The 13,427-nt window shown below is 64.5% G+C and carries 10 protein-coding genes; 6 read left to right on the forward strand and 4 right to left on the reverse strand.

Translation table 11 applies throughout. The features are described from left to right. Window positions 1-29: 29 nt before the first annotated feature. Both B3M58_RS05705 and glnK read right to left on the reverse strand, forming a co-directional pair. Window positions 30-1,346: an ammonium transporter gene (locus tag B3M58_RS05705; RefSeq protein ID WP_296217598.1), complete on the reverse strand. Its 1,317-nt coding sequence runs from the start codon at window positions 1,344-1,346 to the stop codon at window positions 30-32. A gap of 32 nt (window positions 1,347-1,378) precedes the next feature. Next, window positions 1,379-1,717 carry a P-II family nitrogen regulator gene (gene glnK, locus B3M58_RS05710; protein ID WP_003096476.1) on the reverse strand — a complete coding sequence of 113 codons (339 nt, stop codon included), beginning with the start codon at window positions 1,715-1,717 and terminating at the stop codon, window positions 1,379-1,381. A 411-nt stretch (window positions 1,718-2,128) separates the two neighbouring features. Here glnK and B3M58_RS05715 point away from each other — a divergent pair, with 411 nt between their 5' ends. The 4 genes from B3M58_RS05715 (at window position 2,129) to B3M58_RS05730 (ending at window position 6,877) form a co-directional block, all read left to right on the forward strand. Next, the gene (locus B3M58_RS05715; protein ID WP_296217599.1) at window positions 2,129-2,401 is read left to right on the forward strand and encodes an accessory factor UbiK family protein; all 273 of its coding nucleotides are present in this window, start codon (window positions 2,129-2,131) and stop codon (window positions 2,399-2,401) included. Between the two features lie 34 nt (window positions 2,402-2,435). Further along, window positions 2,436-3,932, forward strand: coding sequence for a YifB family Mg chelatase-like AAA ATPase (locus B3M58_RS05720; RefSeq protein ID WP_296217600.1), 1,497 nt, complete (start codon window positions 2,436-2,438; stop codon window positions 3,930-3,932). A 133-nt stretch (window positions 3,933-4,065) separates the two neighbouring features. Then, window positions 4,066-6,057: a BCCT family transporter gene (locus tag B3M58_RS05725; protein ID WP_296217601.1), complete on the forward strand. Its 1,992-nt coding sequence runs from the start codon at window positions 4,066-4,068 to the stop codon at window positions 6,055-6,057. 13 nt (window positions 6,058-6,070) lie between these two features. Beyond that, entirely contained in the window at window positions 6,071-6,877 is an 807-nt protein-coding gene (locus B3M58_RS05730; RefSeq protein WP_296217602.1) for a TlpA disulfide reductase family protein, read from the forward strand. Window positions 6,878-6,882: 5 nt separating this feature from the next. Here the strand turns inward: B3M58_RS05730 and B3M58_RS05735 are convergent, their stop codons facing one another. Next, complete coding sequence (locus B3M58_RS05735) at window positions 6,883-7,809, reverse strand: LysR substrate-binding domain-containing protein (RefSeq protein ID WP_296217603.1); 927 nt, start codon at window positions 7,807-7,809, stop codon at window positions 6,883-6,885. A 139-nt stretch (window positions 7,810-7,948) separates the two neighbouring features. Here B3M58_RS05735 and B3M58_RS05740 point away from each other — a divergent pair, with 139 nt between their 5' ends. Then, a complete protein-coding gene (locus B3M58_RS05740) occupies window positions 7,949-9,334 on the forward strand; it encodes a NorM family multidrug efflux MATE transporter (RefSeq protein WP_296217604.1) in 1,386 nt (461 codons plus the stop codon). 118 nt (window positions 9,335-9,452) lie between these two features. Here B3M58_RS05740 and B3M58_RS05745 read toward each other — a convergent pair whose 3' ends face one another. Next, window positions 9,453-11,129: a putative bifunctional diguanylate cyclase/phosphodiesterase gene (locus B3M58_RS05745; RefSeq protein WP_296217605.1), complete on the reverse strand. Its 1,677-nt coding sequence runs from the start codon at window positions 11,127-11,129 to the stop codon at window positions 9,453-9,455. A 267-nt stretch (window positions 11,130-11,396) separates the two neighbouring features. Here B3M58_RS05745 and rep point away from each other — a divergent pair, with 267 nt between their 5' ends. Then, window positions 11,397-13,406: a DNA helicase Rep gene (rep, locus tag B3M58_RS05750; protein ID WP_296217606.1), complete on the forward strand. Its 2,010-nt coding sequence runs from the start codon at window positions 11,397-11,399 to the stop codon at window positions 13,404-13,406. Window positions 13,407-13,427 lie beyond the last annotated feature (21 nt).

The following is a 13,427-nucleotide window of genomic DNA, read 5'->3' on the forward strand; positions in this document are numbered from 1 at the left end:
CGGGTTGGCTCCGGGCGCACTCCGTGTGCTTACAGGTTGTAGCCGCGCTCGTTGTGCTGGGCGAGATCGAGACCGACGGTCTCTTCCTCTTCGGTGACACGCAGGCCCATCACCAGATCGAGCACTTTGAGAATCGCGAAAGTGACGATGGCGGTGTAGACCACGGTGAACAGCACGCCCTTGAATTGAATCCAGACTTGCAGCGGGATGTCTTCCACGGTGCCGAAGCCACCCAGAGCCGGCGCGGCGAACACGCCGGTCAGCAGGGCGCCGACGATGCCGCCGATACCGTGCACGCCGAAGGCGTCCAGGGAGTCGTCATAGCCCAGCTTGCGCTTCAAGCTAGTGGCGCAGAGGAAGCAGATCACGCCTGCCGCCAGACCGATGATCAGCGCACCGACCGGACCGACCGTACCGGCCGCCGGGGTAATGGCCACCAGACCGGCAACCACGCCCGAGGCAATCCCCAGCGCACTCGGCTTACCGTGGGTGATCCACTCGGCGAACATCCAGCCCAGCGCTGCGGCAGCGGTAGCGACCTGGGTCACCAGCATGGCCATGCCCGCAGTACCGTTGGCGGCAACCGCGGAACCGGCGTTGAAGCCGAACCAGCCGACCCAGAGCATCGCGGCACCCACCAGGGTCAGACCCAGGTTGTGCGGCGCCATGGCGGTGGTCGGGAAGCCTTTGCGCTTGCCCAACACCAGGCAGGCCACCAGACCGGCAACACCGGCGTTGATGTGCACCACGGTGCCACCGGCAAAGTCCAGTACGCCCCAGTCCCACATCAGGCCGCCGTCGCCGCTCCACACCATGTGCGCAATGGGCGCGTAAACCAGGGTGAACCACACGGCCATGAAGATCAGCATGGCGGAGAACTTCATACGCTCGGCAAACGCGCCGACGATCAACGCGGGAGTGATGATCGCGAAGGTCATCTGGAAGACGATGAACACGCTTTCCGGGAAGGCCGCGGTCAGGCTTTCAGGCGTCAAACCACTGAGAAAGGCGCGATCGAGACCACCGACGAAGGAGCTGAAGTTGAGCACCCCGGCTTCCATGCCCGTTGTATCGAATGCCAGGCTGTAGCCATAGACCATCCACAGGATGCTCATCAGGCAGGTGATGGCGAAGCACTGCATCATTACCGAGAGGATGTTCTTCGAACGGACCATGCCGCCGTAGAACAACGCCAGACCGGGAATGGTCATAAACAGCACCAACGCCGTGGCGGTGAGCATCCAGGCGGTGTCGCCGCTGTTCAACACAACCTCGTCAGCCATGGCCAAGCCTGGCGAAACGAGGGACAAAAGGGCTCCTAGCCCTGCGATCTTTCGCAGAGTCATGGTTTAACTCCTGGGGCGTGGGGTTCGGAGGCTTAGATCGCGTCGGTATCGGTTTCGCCGGTACGGATGCGGATGGCCTGTTCCAGGTTGACGACGAAAATCTTGCCGTCGCCGATCTTGCCGGTGTTGGCTGCCTTGGTGATGGCCTCGATCACGCGATCCAGTTGATCGTCCGCGATAGCTACGTCGATCTTCACCTTAGGCAAAAAATCGACCACGTATTCGGCGCCGCGGTACAACTCGGTGTGGCCTTTCTGCCGACCGAAGCCTTTGACTTCGGTGACGGTGATGCCCTGCACGCCGATCTCCGACAGTGACTCACGGACGTCGTCCAGCTTGAACGGCTTGATGATGGCAGTAACTAGCTTCATGTAACTTTCTCCCGTGTAAGGTGGACTTGCCCCAGGAATTACGAACCCAATTCAAGTCTAAGCGCAGTGTCTGGCTTTTGTAATGCATCGGATGCCCTAACTCGGTCGCCCCGATACCCACCAACCGCTCCTGACGAAACACTCCCCCGCTTCGCCTGATGCACCGGAACTGCATCGGTGCATGCGTCACAAGCGACTAAGCAGAAAGCTTGCCAGCTCACCGAAAAGCACTCTTTTTCATGCAGTTACTGGCTATACGCCAGTCCAGCCGGGGGTTTGCTGGGCACGCGACGCACGACAACAGTGCACAAGCCCAACCACCCGTGCGCGAAAACCGTGCACCCCTGCCGCAACGGCTGCCGGATAAAGTCGCGTGCTACACTGCGCCCCGTCTGTTCTTGGAACCCCGTCATGTTGCCGCCCAAAGCCCTCCTCGACGCGCTCAGCGCCCACGCCTCGCGCCTGTTCAACGGCGATGCGCCGCTGCCGCGCAGTGAATTTGAAACGCAGTTCAAAGCCCTGCTGCAAAGCGGTTTCAGCAAGCTCGACCTGGTCAGCCGAGAAGAATTCGACAGCCAGATGACCGTACTTGCCCGCACCCGTGCCCGTTTGGAGGCACTGGAAGCCAAGGTCGCCGAGATGGAAGCCCGCAGTTCGCAGCCGCCCACGCCGCCCACCGAGTAACCCGCTCGGCCGGCAGACGATCAAGGAGTGATCGATGTCCCTGGCCATAGTCCACAGCCGCGCCCAAGTCGGCGTCGAAGCGCCCGCCGTCACCGTCGAGGCGCACCTGGCCAACGGTTTGCCGTCGCTGGCACTGGTCGGCCTGCCCGAAACCGCCGTGAAAGAGAGCAAGGATCGCGTGCGCAGCGCGATCCTCAATTGCGCCTTCGACTTTCCGCCACGGCGGATCACCCTGAACCTGGCTCCGGCCGACCTGCCCAAAGACGGCGGGCGCTTCGATTTGGCCATTGCCCTGGGGATTCTCGCCGCCAGTGGCCAGGTGCCGGCCAGCGCCCTGGAGCAGGTCGAATGCCTGGGCGAACTGGCATTGTCCGGCGCCGTGCGCCCCGTGCAGGGCGTGTTGCCTGCGGCGCTGGCCGCACGCGCCGCCGGACGCACCTTAGTGGTGCCCCGCGCCAACGCCGAGGAAGCCAGCCTGGCCTCGGGGCTGGTGGTGATCGCCGTCGAGCACTTGCTCGAAGTGGCGGCGCACTTCAACGGCCACACCCCCATCGCGCCCTATCAGGCCCACGGTTTGTTGCGCCAGACCCTGCCCTACCCGGACCTCGCCGAGGTGCAAGGACAAGTCGCCGCCAAACGTGCGCTGCTGGTAGCCGCGGCGGGCTCACACAACCTGCTGTTCAGCGGGCCGCCCGGCACCGGCAAAACCTTGCTGGCCAGCCGCCTGCCCGGCTTGCTGCCGCCACTCAACGAGCAGGAAGCCCTGGAAGTCGCGGCGATTCATTCGGTGGCCAGCCACACGCCACTGGATGCCTGGCCGCACCGGCCTTTTCGAAATCCGCATCACAGTGCCTCCGGGCCGGCGCTGGTCGGTGGCGGGAGTCGCCCGCAACCCGGCGAAATCACCCTGGCGCACCAGGGCGTTTTATTTCTGGATGAGCTTCCCGAATTCGACCGCAAGGTCCTCGAGGTTTTACGCGAGCCGCTGGAAAGCGGGCAGATTGTAATTGCCCGAGCCCGCGACAAGGTGCGTTTCCCCGCGCGCTTTCAACTGGTGGCGGCCATGAACCCCTGCCCCTGCGGCTTTCTCGGCGACCCCAGCGGGCGCTGCCGCTGCACTGCGGAACAGATCCAGCGCTACCGCGGCAAGCTTTCCGGCCCGCTACTCGACCGCATCGATCTGCACGTCACCGTGGCCCGCGAAACCACGGCCCTGCATGTGCCCGCCAGCGCGGGCGACGATACCGCGACCAGCGCCGCACGGGTGGCCAGCGCCCGGCAACGCCAGGTGCAGCGCCAGGGCGTGGCCAATGCCTTTCTCGACCTGCCGGGTTTGCGCCAACACTGCGCCTTGCACAGCGCCGACCAGCACTGGCTGGAAAGCGCCTGCGAACGCCTGGGTTTATCCCTGCGCGCCGCACACCGGGTACTCAAGGTGGCGCGCACCCTGGCCGATCTCGAACAGGCTGAACAGATCGCCCGCAGCCATTTGGCCGAGGCGCTGCAGTACCGCGGTAACCCGCAAACCTGAGGCTCTGGCGATGCGCATTCAATGCAGCAAGGCTATTGAACAAACACCCAATGAAGCAAAAAACTATCGCATATGCTAGTATTCGCCGCCTCGCGCCATTTGGCGGCCTATCCGGTTATATGGAGAGCTAGCAATGGAGACCCATAAGTTGCCGTCTTCGTCCCCCACATCCCCCACCTTCAATCCCCCAGTTTTTTACGGTTCGGCCGTGCTGATCATCGCCCTGGTGCTGTTCAGCGTGCTCTGCCAAGACCAGGCGCAAAGCATCTTCAGCCAGTTGCAAAGCTGGATCACAGTGAATGCCAGTTGGTTCTACGTGCTCACCGTGGCGCTGATCCTGATCACCGTGGTGTTTCTCGCCGTCAGCCGTTACGGCGATCTCAAGCTCGGCCCCGACCACAGCCAGCCCGAATACCGCAACCTGACCTGGTTCGCCATGCTGTTCTCGGCCGGGATGGGCATCGGCCTGATGTTCTTCGGCGTCGCCGAGCCGCTGATGCACTTCACCGCACCACCGGTGGGCGAACCCAATACGGTGCAGGCGGCGAAGGAGGCGATGAAGCTGACCTTTTTCCACTGGGGCCTGCACGCCTGGGCGATCTACGCCATCGTCGCGCTGATCCTGGCGTTTTTCTGCTTCCGCCATGACCTGCCGCTGACCCTGCGCTCGGCGCTCTACCCGTTGATCGGCGAGCGCATCTACGGCCCTATCGGCCATGCCGTGGACATCTTCGCCATTCTCGGCACGGTGTTCGGCGTCGCCACCTCGCTCGGTTACGGGGTATTGCAGATCAACAGCGGCTTCAACCACCTGTTTGGCCTGCCGGTCAGCGCGCCGGTGCAGGTCGGCCTGATTGCGGTGATCTGCACCCTGGCCACGCTGTCGGTGGCCAGCGGCTTGAACAAAGGCATTCGTATTCTCTCGGAGATCAACCTGAGTCTGGCGGTGATCCTGCTGGTGTTCGTGTTGGTGATGGGGCCGACGGTGTTCCTGCTGCAAACCTATGTGCAGAACACCGGAGCCTACCTCTCGGAGATCGTCAACAAGACCTTCAACCTCTACGCCTATGAGCCGACCGACTGGATCGGCGGCTGGACCCTGCTGTACTGGGGCTGGTGGTTGTCCTGGTCGCCGTTCGTCGGCCTGTTCATCGCGCGCATTTCGCGCGGCCGGACGATTCGCGAGTTCGTCTGCGGCGTGCTGTTCGTCCCCGCCGCCTTCACCCTGCTGTGGATGACCGTGTTCGGCGATACCGCCATTCATATGGTGCTCAACGACGGCCTCACCAGTCTCGCCGACACGGTCACGCAAGACAGCTCGCTGGCGCTGTTCGCCTTCCTCGAACAATTTCCGTTCTCCAGCCTGCTGTCGCTGATCGCAGTGAGCATGGTGGTGGTGTTCTTCGTCACCTCGGCCGACTCCGGCGCCTTGGTGGTGGACATGCTGGCCTCCGGTGGACGGGAAGTGACGCCGCTGTGGCAGCGCCTGTTCTGGTCGATCCTGATCGGCGTGGTGGCCATCGCGCTGCTGCTGGCCGATGGCCTCAAGGCCTTGCAGACGGCCACCATCGCCAGCGCCCTGCCCTTCTCGATTGTCCTGCTGGCCTCGATGTGGGGTCTGCTCAAGGCCCTGCGCCTGGACGCCACCAAACGCGGCATCCGCTACCAGGCCCTGAGCAGCTCGCGCCCGGCGAGCCGCCAACAGGGCGGTTGGCAGCGCCGCCTGCGCAACATGGTGATGTTCCCGCGGCGCGCGCATGTCACCCGGTTTATCAGTGATACGGTACAACCGGCCTGCGAGTCGGTGGCCGAGGAGCTGCGCAAGGAGGGTTATGCGGTGAACGTGGACATCGGCGAGGATGGCCGCTGCCGGCTTAACGTGGCCCACGGCGCGGAGATCGACTTCCTCTACGAGGTCCGCCCACGCGCCTTCGTTCAGCCGAGCTTCGCCTTCCGCGACACCGGCGACGCCAGTCAGGACGCGCGCAAGTACTTCCGCGCCGAGGTCTACCTGCTCGAAGGCGGCCAGGACTACGACGTGATGGGCTGGAACCGCGACGAGGTGATCGGCGACATGCTCGACCAATACGAAAAGCACATGCACTTCCTCCACGTCGTGCGCTGAACAGGAGCGGCCCTTGAGCAGCCTGCCCCTCGGCCCCGCGGCCATTCCCATGGCCCATGCCCTGGTCTACCTGGCGTTGTGCACCGCGCTGCTGTGCGGCTGGTGGCTCGGCCGCAAGCGCCAGGCCAATCCAGAGGCGGCGCTGTTCGCCATGTTCGGCGCTGGCGTGCTGGCAGCGCGCCTGGGCTTCGTCGTGCGCTACGCCGAGGAGTACAGCGCCACGCCGTGGCAGGCCGTGGACATCCGCGATGGCGGTTTCCTGCTCTGGCCCGGCCTACTCGCCGCCGTAATCATCGGCCTGACCTACGCCTGGCGCCGCCCCGCCCTGCGTCGGCCGCTGGGCATCGCGGTGCTGGTCGGTGGCGTGCTCTGGGGCGGCGGCCGGGCACTGCTCGCCGCGCTGGAGCACGGCAGCCGCCTGCCGGCGCTGAGTCTGGTCGATATGAGTGGTCATGCGGTGCAGCTGGACAGCCTCGACGGGCGCCCGCTGGTGGTGAATATCTGGGCCACCTGGTGTCCGCCATGCCGCCGCGAGATGCCCGTGCTGGCCGCCGCCCAGCGTGCCGAGCCACAGGTGCGCTTTGTTTTCGTCAACTCGGGCGAGGATGCCGCGACGGTACGGCGCTTCCTCGGCGAAAGCGCCTTGCAACTGGAGGGTGTGCTGCTCGATAGCGGCAACCGGGTGGGCGCGGCGACCGGTTCCTTCGGCCTGCCGACCACGCTGTTCTACGACGCCGCGGGCCGCCAGTCCCACAGCCACATGGGCGAGCTGTCCGCCGCCAGCCTGCGGCATAACCTGGAACGACTGCGCCAGCGCTGAGCGCATCACTGCGGTGTGCGCCGCTCCACCTCGGGCAGGTGCATCTTCGTCATGTCCTCGACCAGGTAATCGCGCAGCCGCTGGTAGCGCTCCTGCCCGCGCCGCGCCTTGGGCCAGACCAGGTAGTAACTGCAACCGCTGGGCACCGCGCAGGGCCACGGCAGGCCGAGGCGACCCTGGGCGACGTCCTCGGCGACCATCACCAGGTCGCCGATCGACACGCCATAGCCACGCGCGGCCGCGACCATGCCCAGCTCCAGGGTATCGAATACCTGGCCACCCTTGAGCGGCACCTGCTCGGCCAGGCCCATCGCCTGCAACCACTGCCGCCAGTCGCGACGATCCGGGGTGGGATGCAGCAATTCGGCGCCTTGCAAGCGCACCAAGTCCCATGTGCCGACACTCGCCGCTTGCGGCGCGCACACCGGGATCAGCCACTCGGCGAACAGCAGCGCGCTTTCCCACTCGTCACTGAAGCCGCCGTTGCTGAGCAACACCGCGCAGTCGAACGGCTCATGCTGGAAGTCCACCTTGTCCACGTCCATCCAGGCGCTGGTCAGTTGCACCTCGATGTCGCTGTTTTGCAGACGAAAGCGCGACAGCCGTGCCAGCAACCAACGCATGGTCAGGGTCGAGGGCGCCTTCAGGCGCAGGATCGCATCGTCGACGCGCAGGGTGGTGCAGGCCCGCTCCAACGCCTCGAAACCATCGCGCAGGCCAGGCAGCAGCATGCGCGCCGGCTCGGTCAGCAGCAGGCTGCGGCCGCGCCGCTCGAACAGGCGACAGGCGAAGTGCTCTTCCAGGGTGCGCACATGGCGGCTGACCGCGCTTTGGGTGATCGCCAACTCTTCCGCCGCGCGGGTGAAGGAACAGTGCCGGGCAGCCGCCTCGAAAGCACGCAGGGCATAGAGCGGGGGCAGGCGCCGGTTCATAAGCGCTTATCCATGAGTATTAATCATGATTAGCATCGTTTTTTTCCCTTTGTGCCGGCACTACAGACTCCTGAGAATAGCGGCATTCTCTGCTCGCTCGGCAAATCAGAGCAAGTCTTCTTATTGAGCCATACTCATCATGCCACACGCTCTACGCGACGAATTCCAAGCCATTCTGCGCCTCGCCGGCCCGCTGATTGCGGCGCAACTGGCGCATGTGGTGATGGTCTTCACCGACACCGTGATGATGGGCCTGCTCGGCCCGGCCGCGCTGGCCGGCGGCGGCCTGGGCGCGGCCAGCTACTCCTTCGTCTCGATCTTCTGTGTCGGGGTGATCGCCGCCGTCGGCAATCTGGTGGCCATCCGCTACGGGGCCGGCGATGCCGCCGGCGTCACCCGTCTGACCCAGAACGGCCTGTGGCTGGGCTGGGCGCTGGCGCTGCTGGCGGGATTGGCCCTGTGGCACCTTGAGCCGGTGCTGCTGTACTTCGGCCAGGCGCCGGAAAGCGTCACCGGCGCCATGCAGTTTCTCGCCACCCTGATCTTCGCCCTGCCCGGTTATATGACGTTTATGGCGCTGCGCGGCTTCACCAGCGCCATCGGCCGCCCCGGCCCGGTCATGGCCATCAGTATCGGCGGCGCCCTGGCCAACTTCGTCCTCAACTATGTGCTGATCAAGGGCTGGTTCGGCCTGCCGACGCTCGGCCTGGCCGGCATCGGCTTGGTCACTGCGGCGGTGATGAATGTCATGGCCCTGCTGCTGGCCTGGCATGTGCTGCGCCACAGCGCCTACGCCGGCTACCCGTTGCAGCGCAATCTGCTGCGCCCGCAGTGGGTTGAACTGCAAGAGCTGCTGCGCCTGGGCCTGCCGATTGGCGGCACCTATGCGGTGGAGTCCGGTTTATTCGCCTTTGCCGCGCTGTGCATGGGCGCGCTCGGCAGCATGCAACTGGCTGCCCACCAGATCGCGATCATGTCGGTGTACGTGGCCTTTATGGTGCCGGTGGGGTTGTCCTACGCGGTGACCTTCCGCATCGGTCAGCACTTCGGCGCCGGCCGGCTGCTCGACGCGCGCCGCGCCGGGCGTCTGGGCATCGCTATCGGCGCGGCCTGCATGCTGGGTTTCGCCACGCTGTTCTGGCTGGCGCCGGAAGCGGTGGTCGGCTTGTTTCTCGACCACCACGACCCGGCCTTCGCCGAAATCGCCGCGCTGGCCGTCAGCCTGCTGGCGATTGCCGCCTGGTTCGAGCTGTTCGACGGCATCCAGACCATCGCCATGGGCGCGATTCGCGGCCTGAAGGATGCCAAGACCACCTTCTTCGTCGGCCTCGGTTGTTACTGGCTGATCGGCGCTCCCCTGGCCTGGCTGCTGGCCTTCCCGCTCGGCTGGGGCGCCGAGGGCGTGTGGTGGGGGCTGGCCGGTGGATTGGCCTGTGCGGCACTGGGCCTGACCCTGGGCTTCGAATGGAAAACTGCGCGCCTGCTGCGCCCGGCACCCGCAACCAAACGCGCGTGTTTGGCATAGTTGGAGCGGCCGCGGAGGTGGGCTGAACACCAGGATAAGGCGGGAAAATTGCGTTGTTGAGCGGTTATGCCTGTCGGCTTCGTCGCGGCGCGCCGCGACCCAGCCGACGTCTGGTTAGTCAGGGATTGAGCAAGCCCAGCAGCGGCTGGCGCATGCCGAACACCAGAAAGCGCGCCAACTCCGCCAGCGGGATCGCCTTGCTGATCAGGTAACCCTGCACCTGATCGCAGCCGAATTGGCGCAACAGCGCCAGCTGTTCGGCGTTTTCCACGCCTTCGGCGACCACTTCCAGGTCGAGGTTATGCGCCAGGTTGATCATCGCGCGCACCAATTGGCGGTTCTCCGGACGCTCGCCCATGCCGCCGACAAAGCTCTTGTCGATCTTCAGCAGGGTGATCGGCAGGCTGTTGAGGTGCACGAAGGAGGAGAAGCCCGTGCCAAAGTCATCCAGGGAGAAGCGCACGCCCAGCTTGCCCAGCGCCAACATGGTCTGCTGCACCTGATCGCTGCGGCGCATCACCGCGGTCTCGGTCAGCTCGAACTCCAGCCACTGCGCATCCACCCCACGCTCTTCGATCAAGCGGCTGAGCGTGGGCAGCAGCTGGCTGTCCTGGAACTGGCGGAACGACAGGTTGATCGCCATGTGCAGCGCCGGCAGGCCGCGTCCGCGCAGCCACTGCATATCGCGCAGGGCGCGGGAAATCACCCAGTAACCGAGCGGCACGATCAGCCCGCTTTCCTCGGCCAGCGGCACGAACTCGTTCGGCGCCAGCAGGCCGCGCTCGGCATGGTTCCAGCGCACCAACGCTTCCAGGCCGACGATACGCCCGCTCTTCAGGCACAGCCGCGGTTGGTAATGCAGTTCCAACTCGTCGCGGCGTAGCGCACGGCGCAACTCGCCTTCCAGGTCGGCCTGGCTGCGCGCATTGCGATTGAGGCGCTCGTCATACACATGAAAGGTGCAGCCCTGCTGGCTCTTGGCCTGTTGCATGGCGATGTGCGCGTGCCACATCAGCGGATCGGCGCCGCCGTTGTTGGCCCGGGCATGCGCCAGGCCCAGGCTGCAGCCGATCAACAGGCTCTCGCCATCGATCCAATAAGGCTCGCCCAGGGCTTCGGTGATGCGTTCGGCCAAGCGCTCGGCACGCCGCGCATCGCGCCGGGTATCCAGCAACAGGGCAAATTCGTCACTGCCCAGCCGAGCGACCTGATCGCCGGCCTGCAACTGCGCCTTGAGCCGCGCCACCACCTGCATAATCAGGCGGTCGCCGGCCTGGTAACCGAGGGCATCGTTGGCGTGGCGGAAATTGTCCAGATCGAGGTGGCCAAGGGTCAGACCGCGCCCCTCGCATTCGGCCAGGCGCGCGGCGAGCAGGGTCTGGAAGCCCTGGCGATTGGCGATGCCGGTCAACGCATCCTGCTCGGCGAGCCGGTGCAGGGTTTCTTTCAGGTTGCCTTGCTCGCGTACATAACGCAGGCAACGGCGCAGCACATCGACCGTCAATTGGTCGCGCACCAACCAATCGCAGACCCCGGCAGGTGCCTCGTGGGGCTCTTCATCGAGCAGCAGAATGGTCGGCAGCGGGCAGCGCCCAGGGGCTGGGCGGCGGGCAATGGTGGTCAGCAACAGGCCGTTGCCATGGTCGTCGAAGAGGCTGCTGGCGGCCTCCCAGGAAGGGGCGGTAATCAGCGGGAACGCATTCCCTAACGCGCTCAGGCACTCGCGCAATAGCTCGGGCCACTCTGGCGTTTCAGCCAGCAGAACCAACCGCAAGGGTTCGACGAGCGCGGACAAACAACCTCCCCAGGCCACAAAGATAATCGGCGGCGAACCGCGCTGCTGCGCCGTAATCGGCGTCTAATCATGCATGTCCGTGAGTTGTCAGCGCGCATCCTGCACGTGAGACAAAAAACCGACAAGTGGCACCAGGGTACTGGATTACGCGAAATAACCAAGCCTGGCTTACTGCCAGTACGTGCGCCATCACACAGTTCTAGACGGTCGCGGCACAAACTCCTGGGCCTGCTAAAATGCGCGCCCATTCCCCCGGTAATAGACGCAATGTCCCGACTGAACCCCCGGCAGCAGGAAGCCGTGAACTATGTCGGCGGCCCACTTTTGGTGCTCGCCGGCGCAGGCTCCGGCAAGACCAGCGTGATCACCCGCAAGATCGCCCACCTGGTGCAGAACTGCGGCATCCAGGCCCGCCATATCGTCGCCATGACCTTTACCAACAAGGCCGCGCGGGAGATGAAGGAGCGCGTCGGCACGTTGCTCAAGGGCCCCGAGGCGCGCGGCCTGACGGTGTCGACCTTCCACAACCTGGGCATGAATATCATCCGCAAGGAATACGCGGCGCTGGGCTACAAGCCGGGTTTCTCGATCTTCGACGAGGGCGATATCAAGGCGCTGCTGTCGGACATCATGCAGAAGGAATACGCCGGCGATGACGGCGCCGACGAGATCAAGAACTACATCGGCAGCTGGAAGAACGAGCTGATCCTGCCCGAGCAGGCCCTGGCCGAATCGCGGGGCCCCAAGGAACAGACCGCCGCCATCGTCTACCTGCACTACCAGCGCACGCTCAAGGCGTACAACGCGGTGGACTTCGACGACCTGATCCTGATGCCGGTGAAGCTGTTCCAGGAGCACCCGGACATCCTGGAGAAATGGCAGAACCGCATCCGCTACCTGCTGGTGGACGAATACCAGGACACCAACGCCAGCCAGTACCTGCTGGTGAAGCTCCTGGTGGGCATGCGCAACCAGTTCACCGTGGTCGGCGACGACGACCAGTCGATCTACGCCTGGCGCGGCGCGCGTCCGGAAAATCTGATGCTGCTGAAGGAGGATTACCCCTCGCTGAAGGTGGTGATGCTGGAGCAGAACTACCGCTCCACCAGCCGTATCCTCAAATGCGCCAACATCCTTATCGCCAACAACCCGCATGCGTTCGAGAAGCAGCTGTGGAGCGAGATGGGCATGGGCGACGAGATCCGCGTGATCCGCTGCCGCAACGAAGACGCCGAATGTGAGCGGGTGGCCCTGGAAATTCTTACCGAGCATCTGCGCACCGAGCGCCCGTACAGCGATTACGCCATCCTCTATCGCGGCAACTACCAGGCCAAGCTGATGGAGCTGAAACTGCAGCACCATCAAATCCCCTATCGCCTCTCGGGCGGCACCAGTTTCTTCGCCCGCCAGGAGGTGAAGGACCTGATGAGTTACTTCCGCCTGCTGGTCAACCCGGATGACGACAACGCCTTCCTGCGGGTGATCAACGTGCCGCGTCGCGAGATCGGCTCCACCACCCTGGAAAAGCTCGGCAACTACGCCACCGCCCGCAAGATCAGCATGTACGCGGCCGCCGGCGAAATCGGCCTGGGCGAGCAGCTGGACGCGCGCTATACCGAACGCCTGGCGCGCTTTACCAAGTGGATGGACCGGGTGCGCCAGGAGTGCGCGCAGAACGATCCGATCGCGGCGATCCGCAGCATGGTCATGGACATCGACTACGAGAACTGGCTGCGGCAGAACGCCTCCAACGACAAGGTCGCCGACGCGCGTATGGGCAACGTCTGGTTCCTCGTCGAGGCGCTGAAGAACACCCTGGAGCGCGACGAAGACGGCGACATGACCATCGAGGACGCCATCGGCAAGCTGGTGCTACGCGACATGCTGGAGCGCCAGCAGGAAGAAGAGGAAGGCGCTGAAGGCGTGCAGATGATGACCCTGCATGCCTCCAAGGGCCTGGAATATCCTTCGGTGTATATCCTCGGCGTGGAGGAGGAAATCCTTCCGCACCGCTCCAGCATCGAGGCCGACACCGTCGAAGAAGAGCGCCGCCTGGCCTATGTCGGCATCACCCGCGCCAAACGCAACCTGACCATGACCTTCGCCGCCAAGCGCAAGCAGTACGGCGAAATCATCGACTGCGCGCCGAGCCGCTTCCTCGATGAATTGCCGCCCGAGGATCTAATCTGGGAAGGCCAGGAAGACGCGCCCCCGGAGGTCAAGGCCGCCACCGGCAACTCGGCGCTGGCCAATATGCGCGCCATGCTGAAAAAATAGGCTATGTCCCAGTGACGTGTT

Source organism: Pseudomonas sp. UBA2684, assembly GCA_002354655.1.
In the GTDB taxonomy this organism is placed as follows: domain Bacteria; phylum Pseudomonadota; class Gammaproteobacteria; order Pseudomonadales; family Pseudomonadaceae; genus Aquipseudomonas.

Excerpts from the sequence above, each read along its gene's own strand:
- B3M58_RS05705 (WP_296217598.1), bottom strand. The coding sequence starts at position 1,346 with ATGACTCTGCGAAAGATCGCAGGGCTAGGAGCCCTTTTGTCCCTCGTT.
- glnK (WP_003096476.1), bottom strand. The coding sequence starts at position 1,717 with ATGAAGCTAGTTACTGCCATCATCAAGCCGTTCAAGCTGGACGACGTC.
- B3M58_RS05715 (WP_296217599.1), top strand. The coding sequence starts at position 2,129 with ATGTTGCCGCCCAAAGCCCTCCTCGACGCGCTCAGCGCCCACGCCTCG.
- B3M58_RS05720 (WP_296217600.1), top strand. The coding sequence starts at position 2,436 with ATGTCCCTGGCCATAGTCCACAGCCGCGCCCAAGTCGGCGTCGAAGCG.
- B3M58_RS05725 (WP_296217601.1), top strand. The coding sequence starts at position 4,066 with ATGGAGACCCATAAGTTGCCGTCTTCGTCCCCCACATCCCCCACCTTC.
- B3M58_RS05735 (WP_296217603.1), bottom strand. The coding sequence starts at position 7,809 with ATGAACCGGCGCCTGCCCCCGCTCTATGCCCTGCGTGCTTTCGAGGCG.
- B3M58_RS05740 (WP_296217604.1), top strand. The coding sequence starts at position 7,949 with ATGCCACACGCTCTACGCGACGAATTCCAAGCCATTCTGCGCCTCGCC.
- rep (WP_296217606.1), top strand. The coding sequence starts at position 11,397 with ATGTCCCGACTGAACCCCCGGCAGCAGGAAGCCGTGAACTATGTCGGC.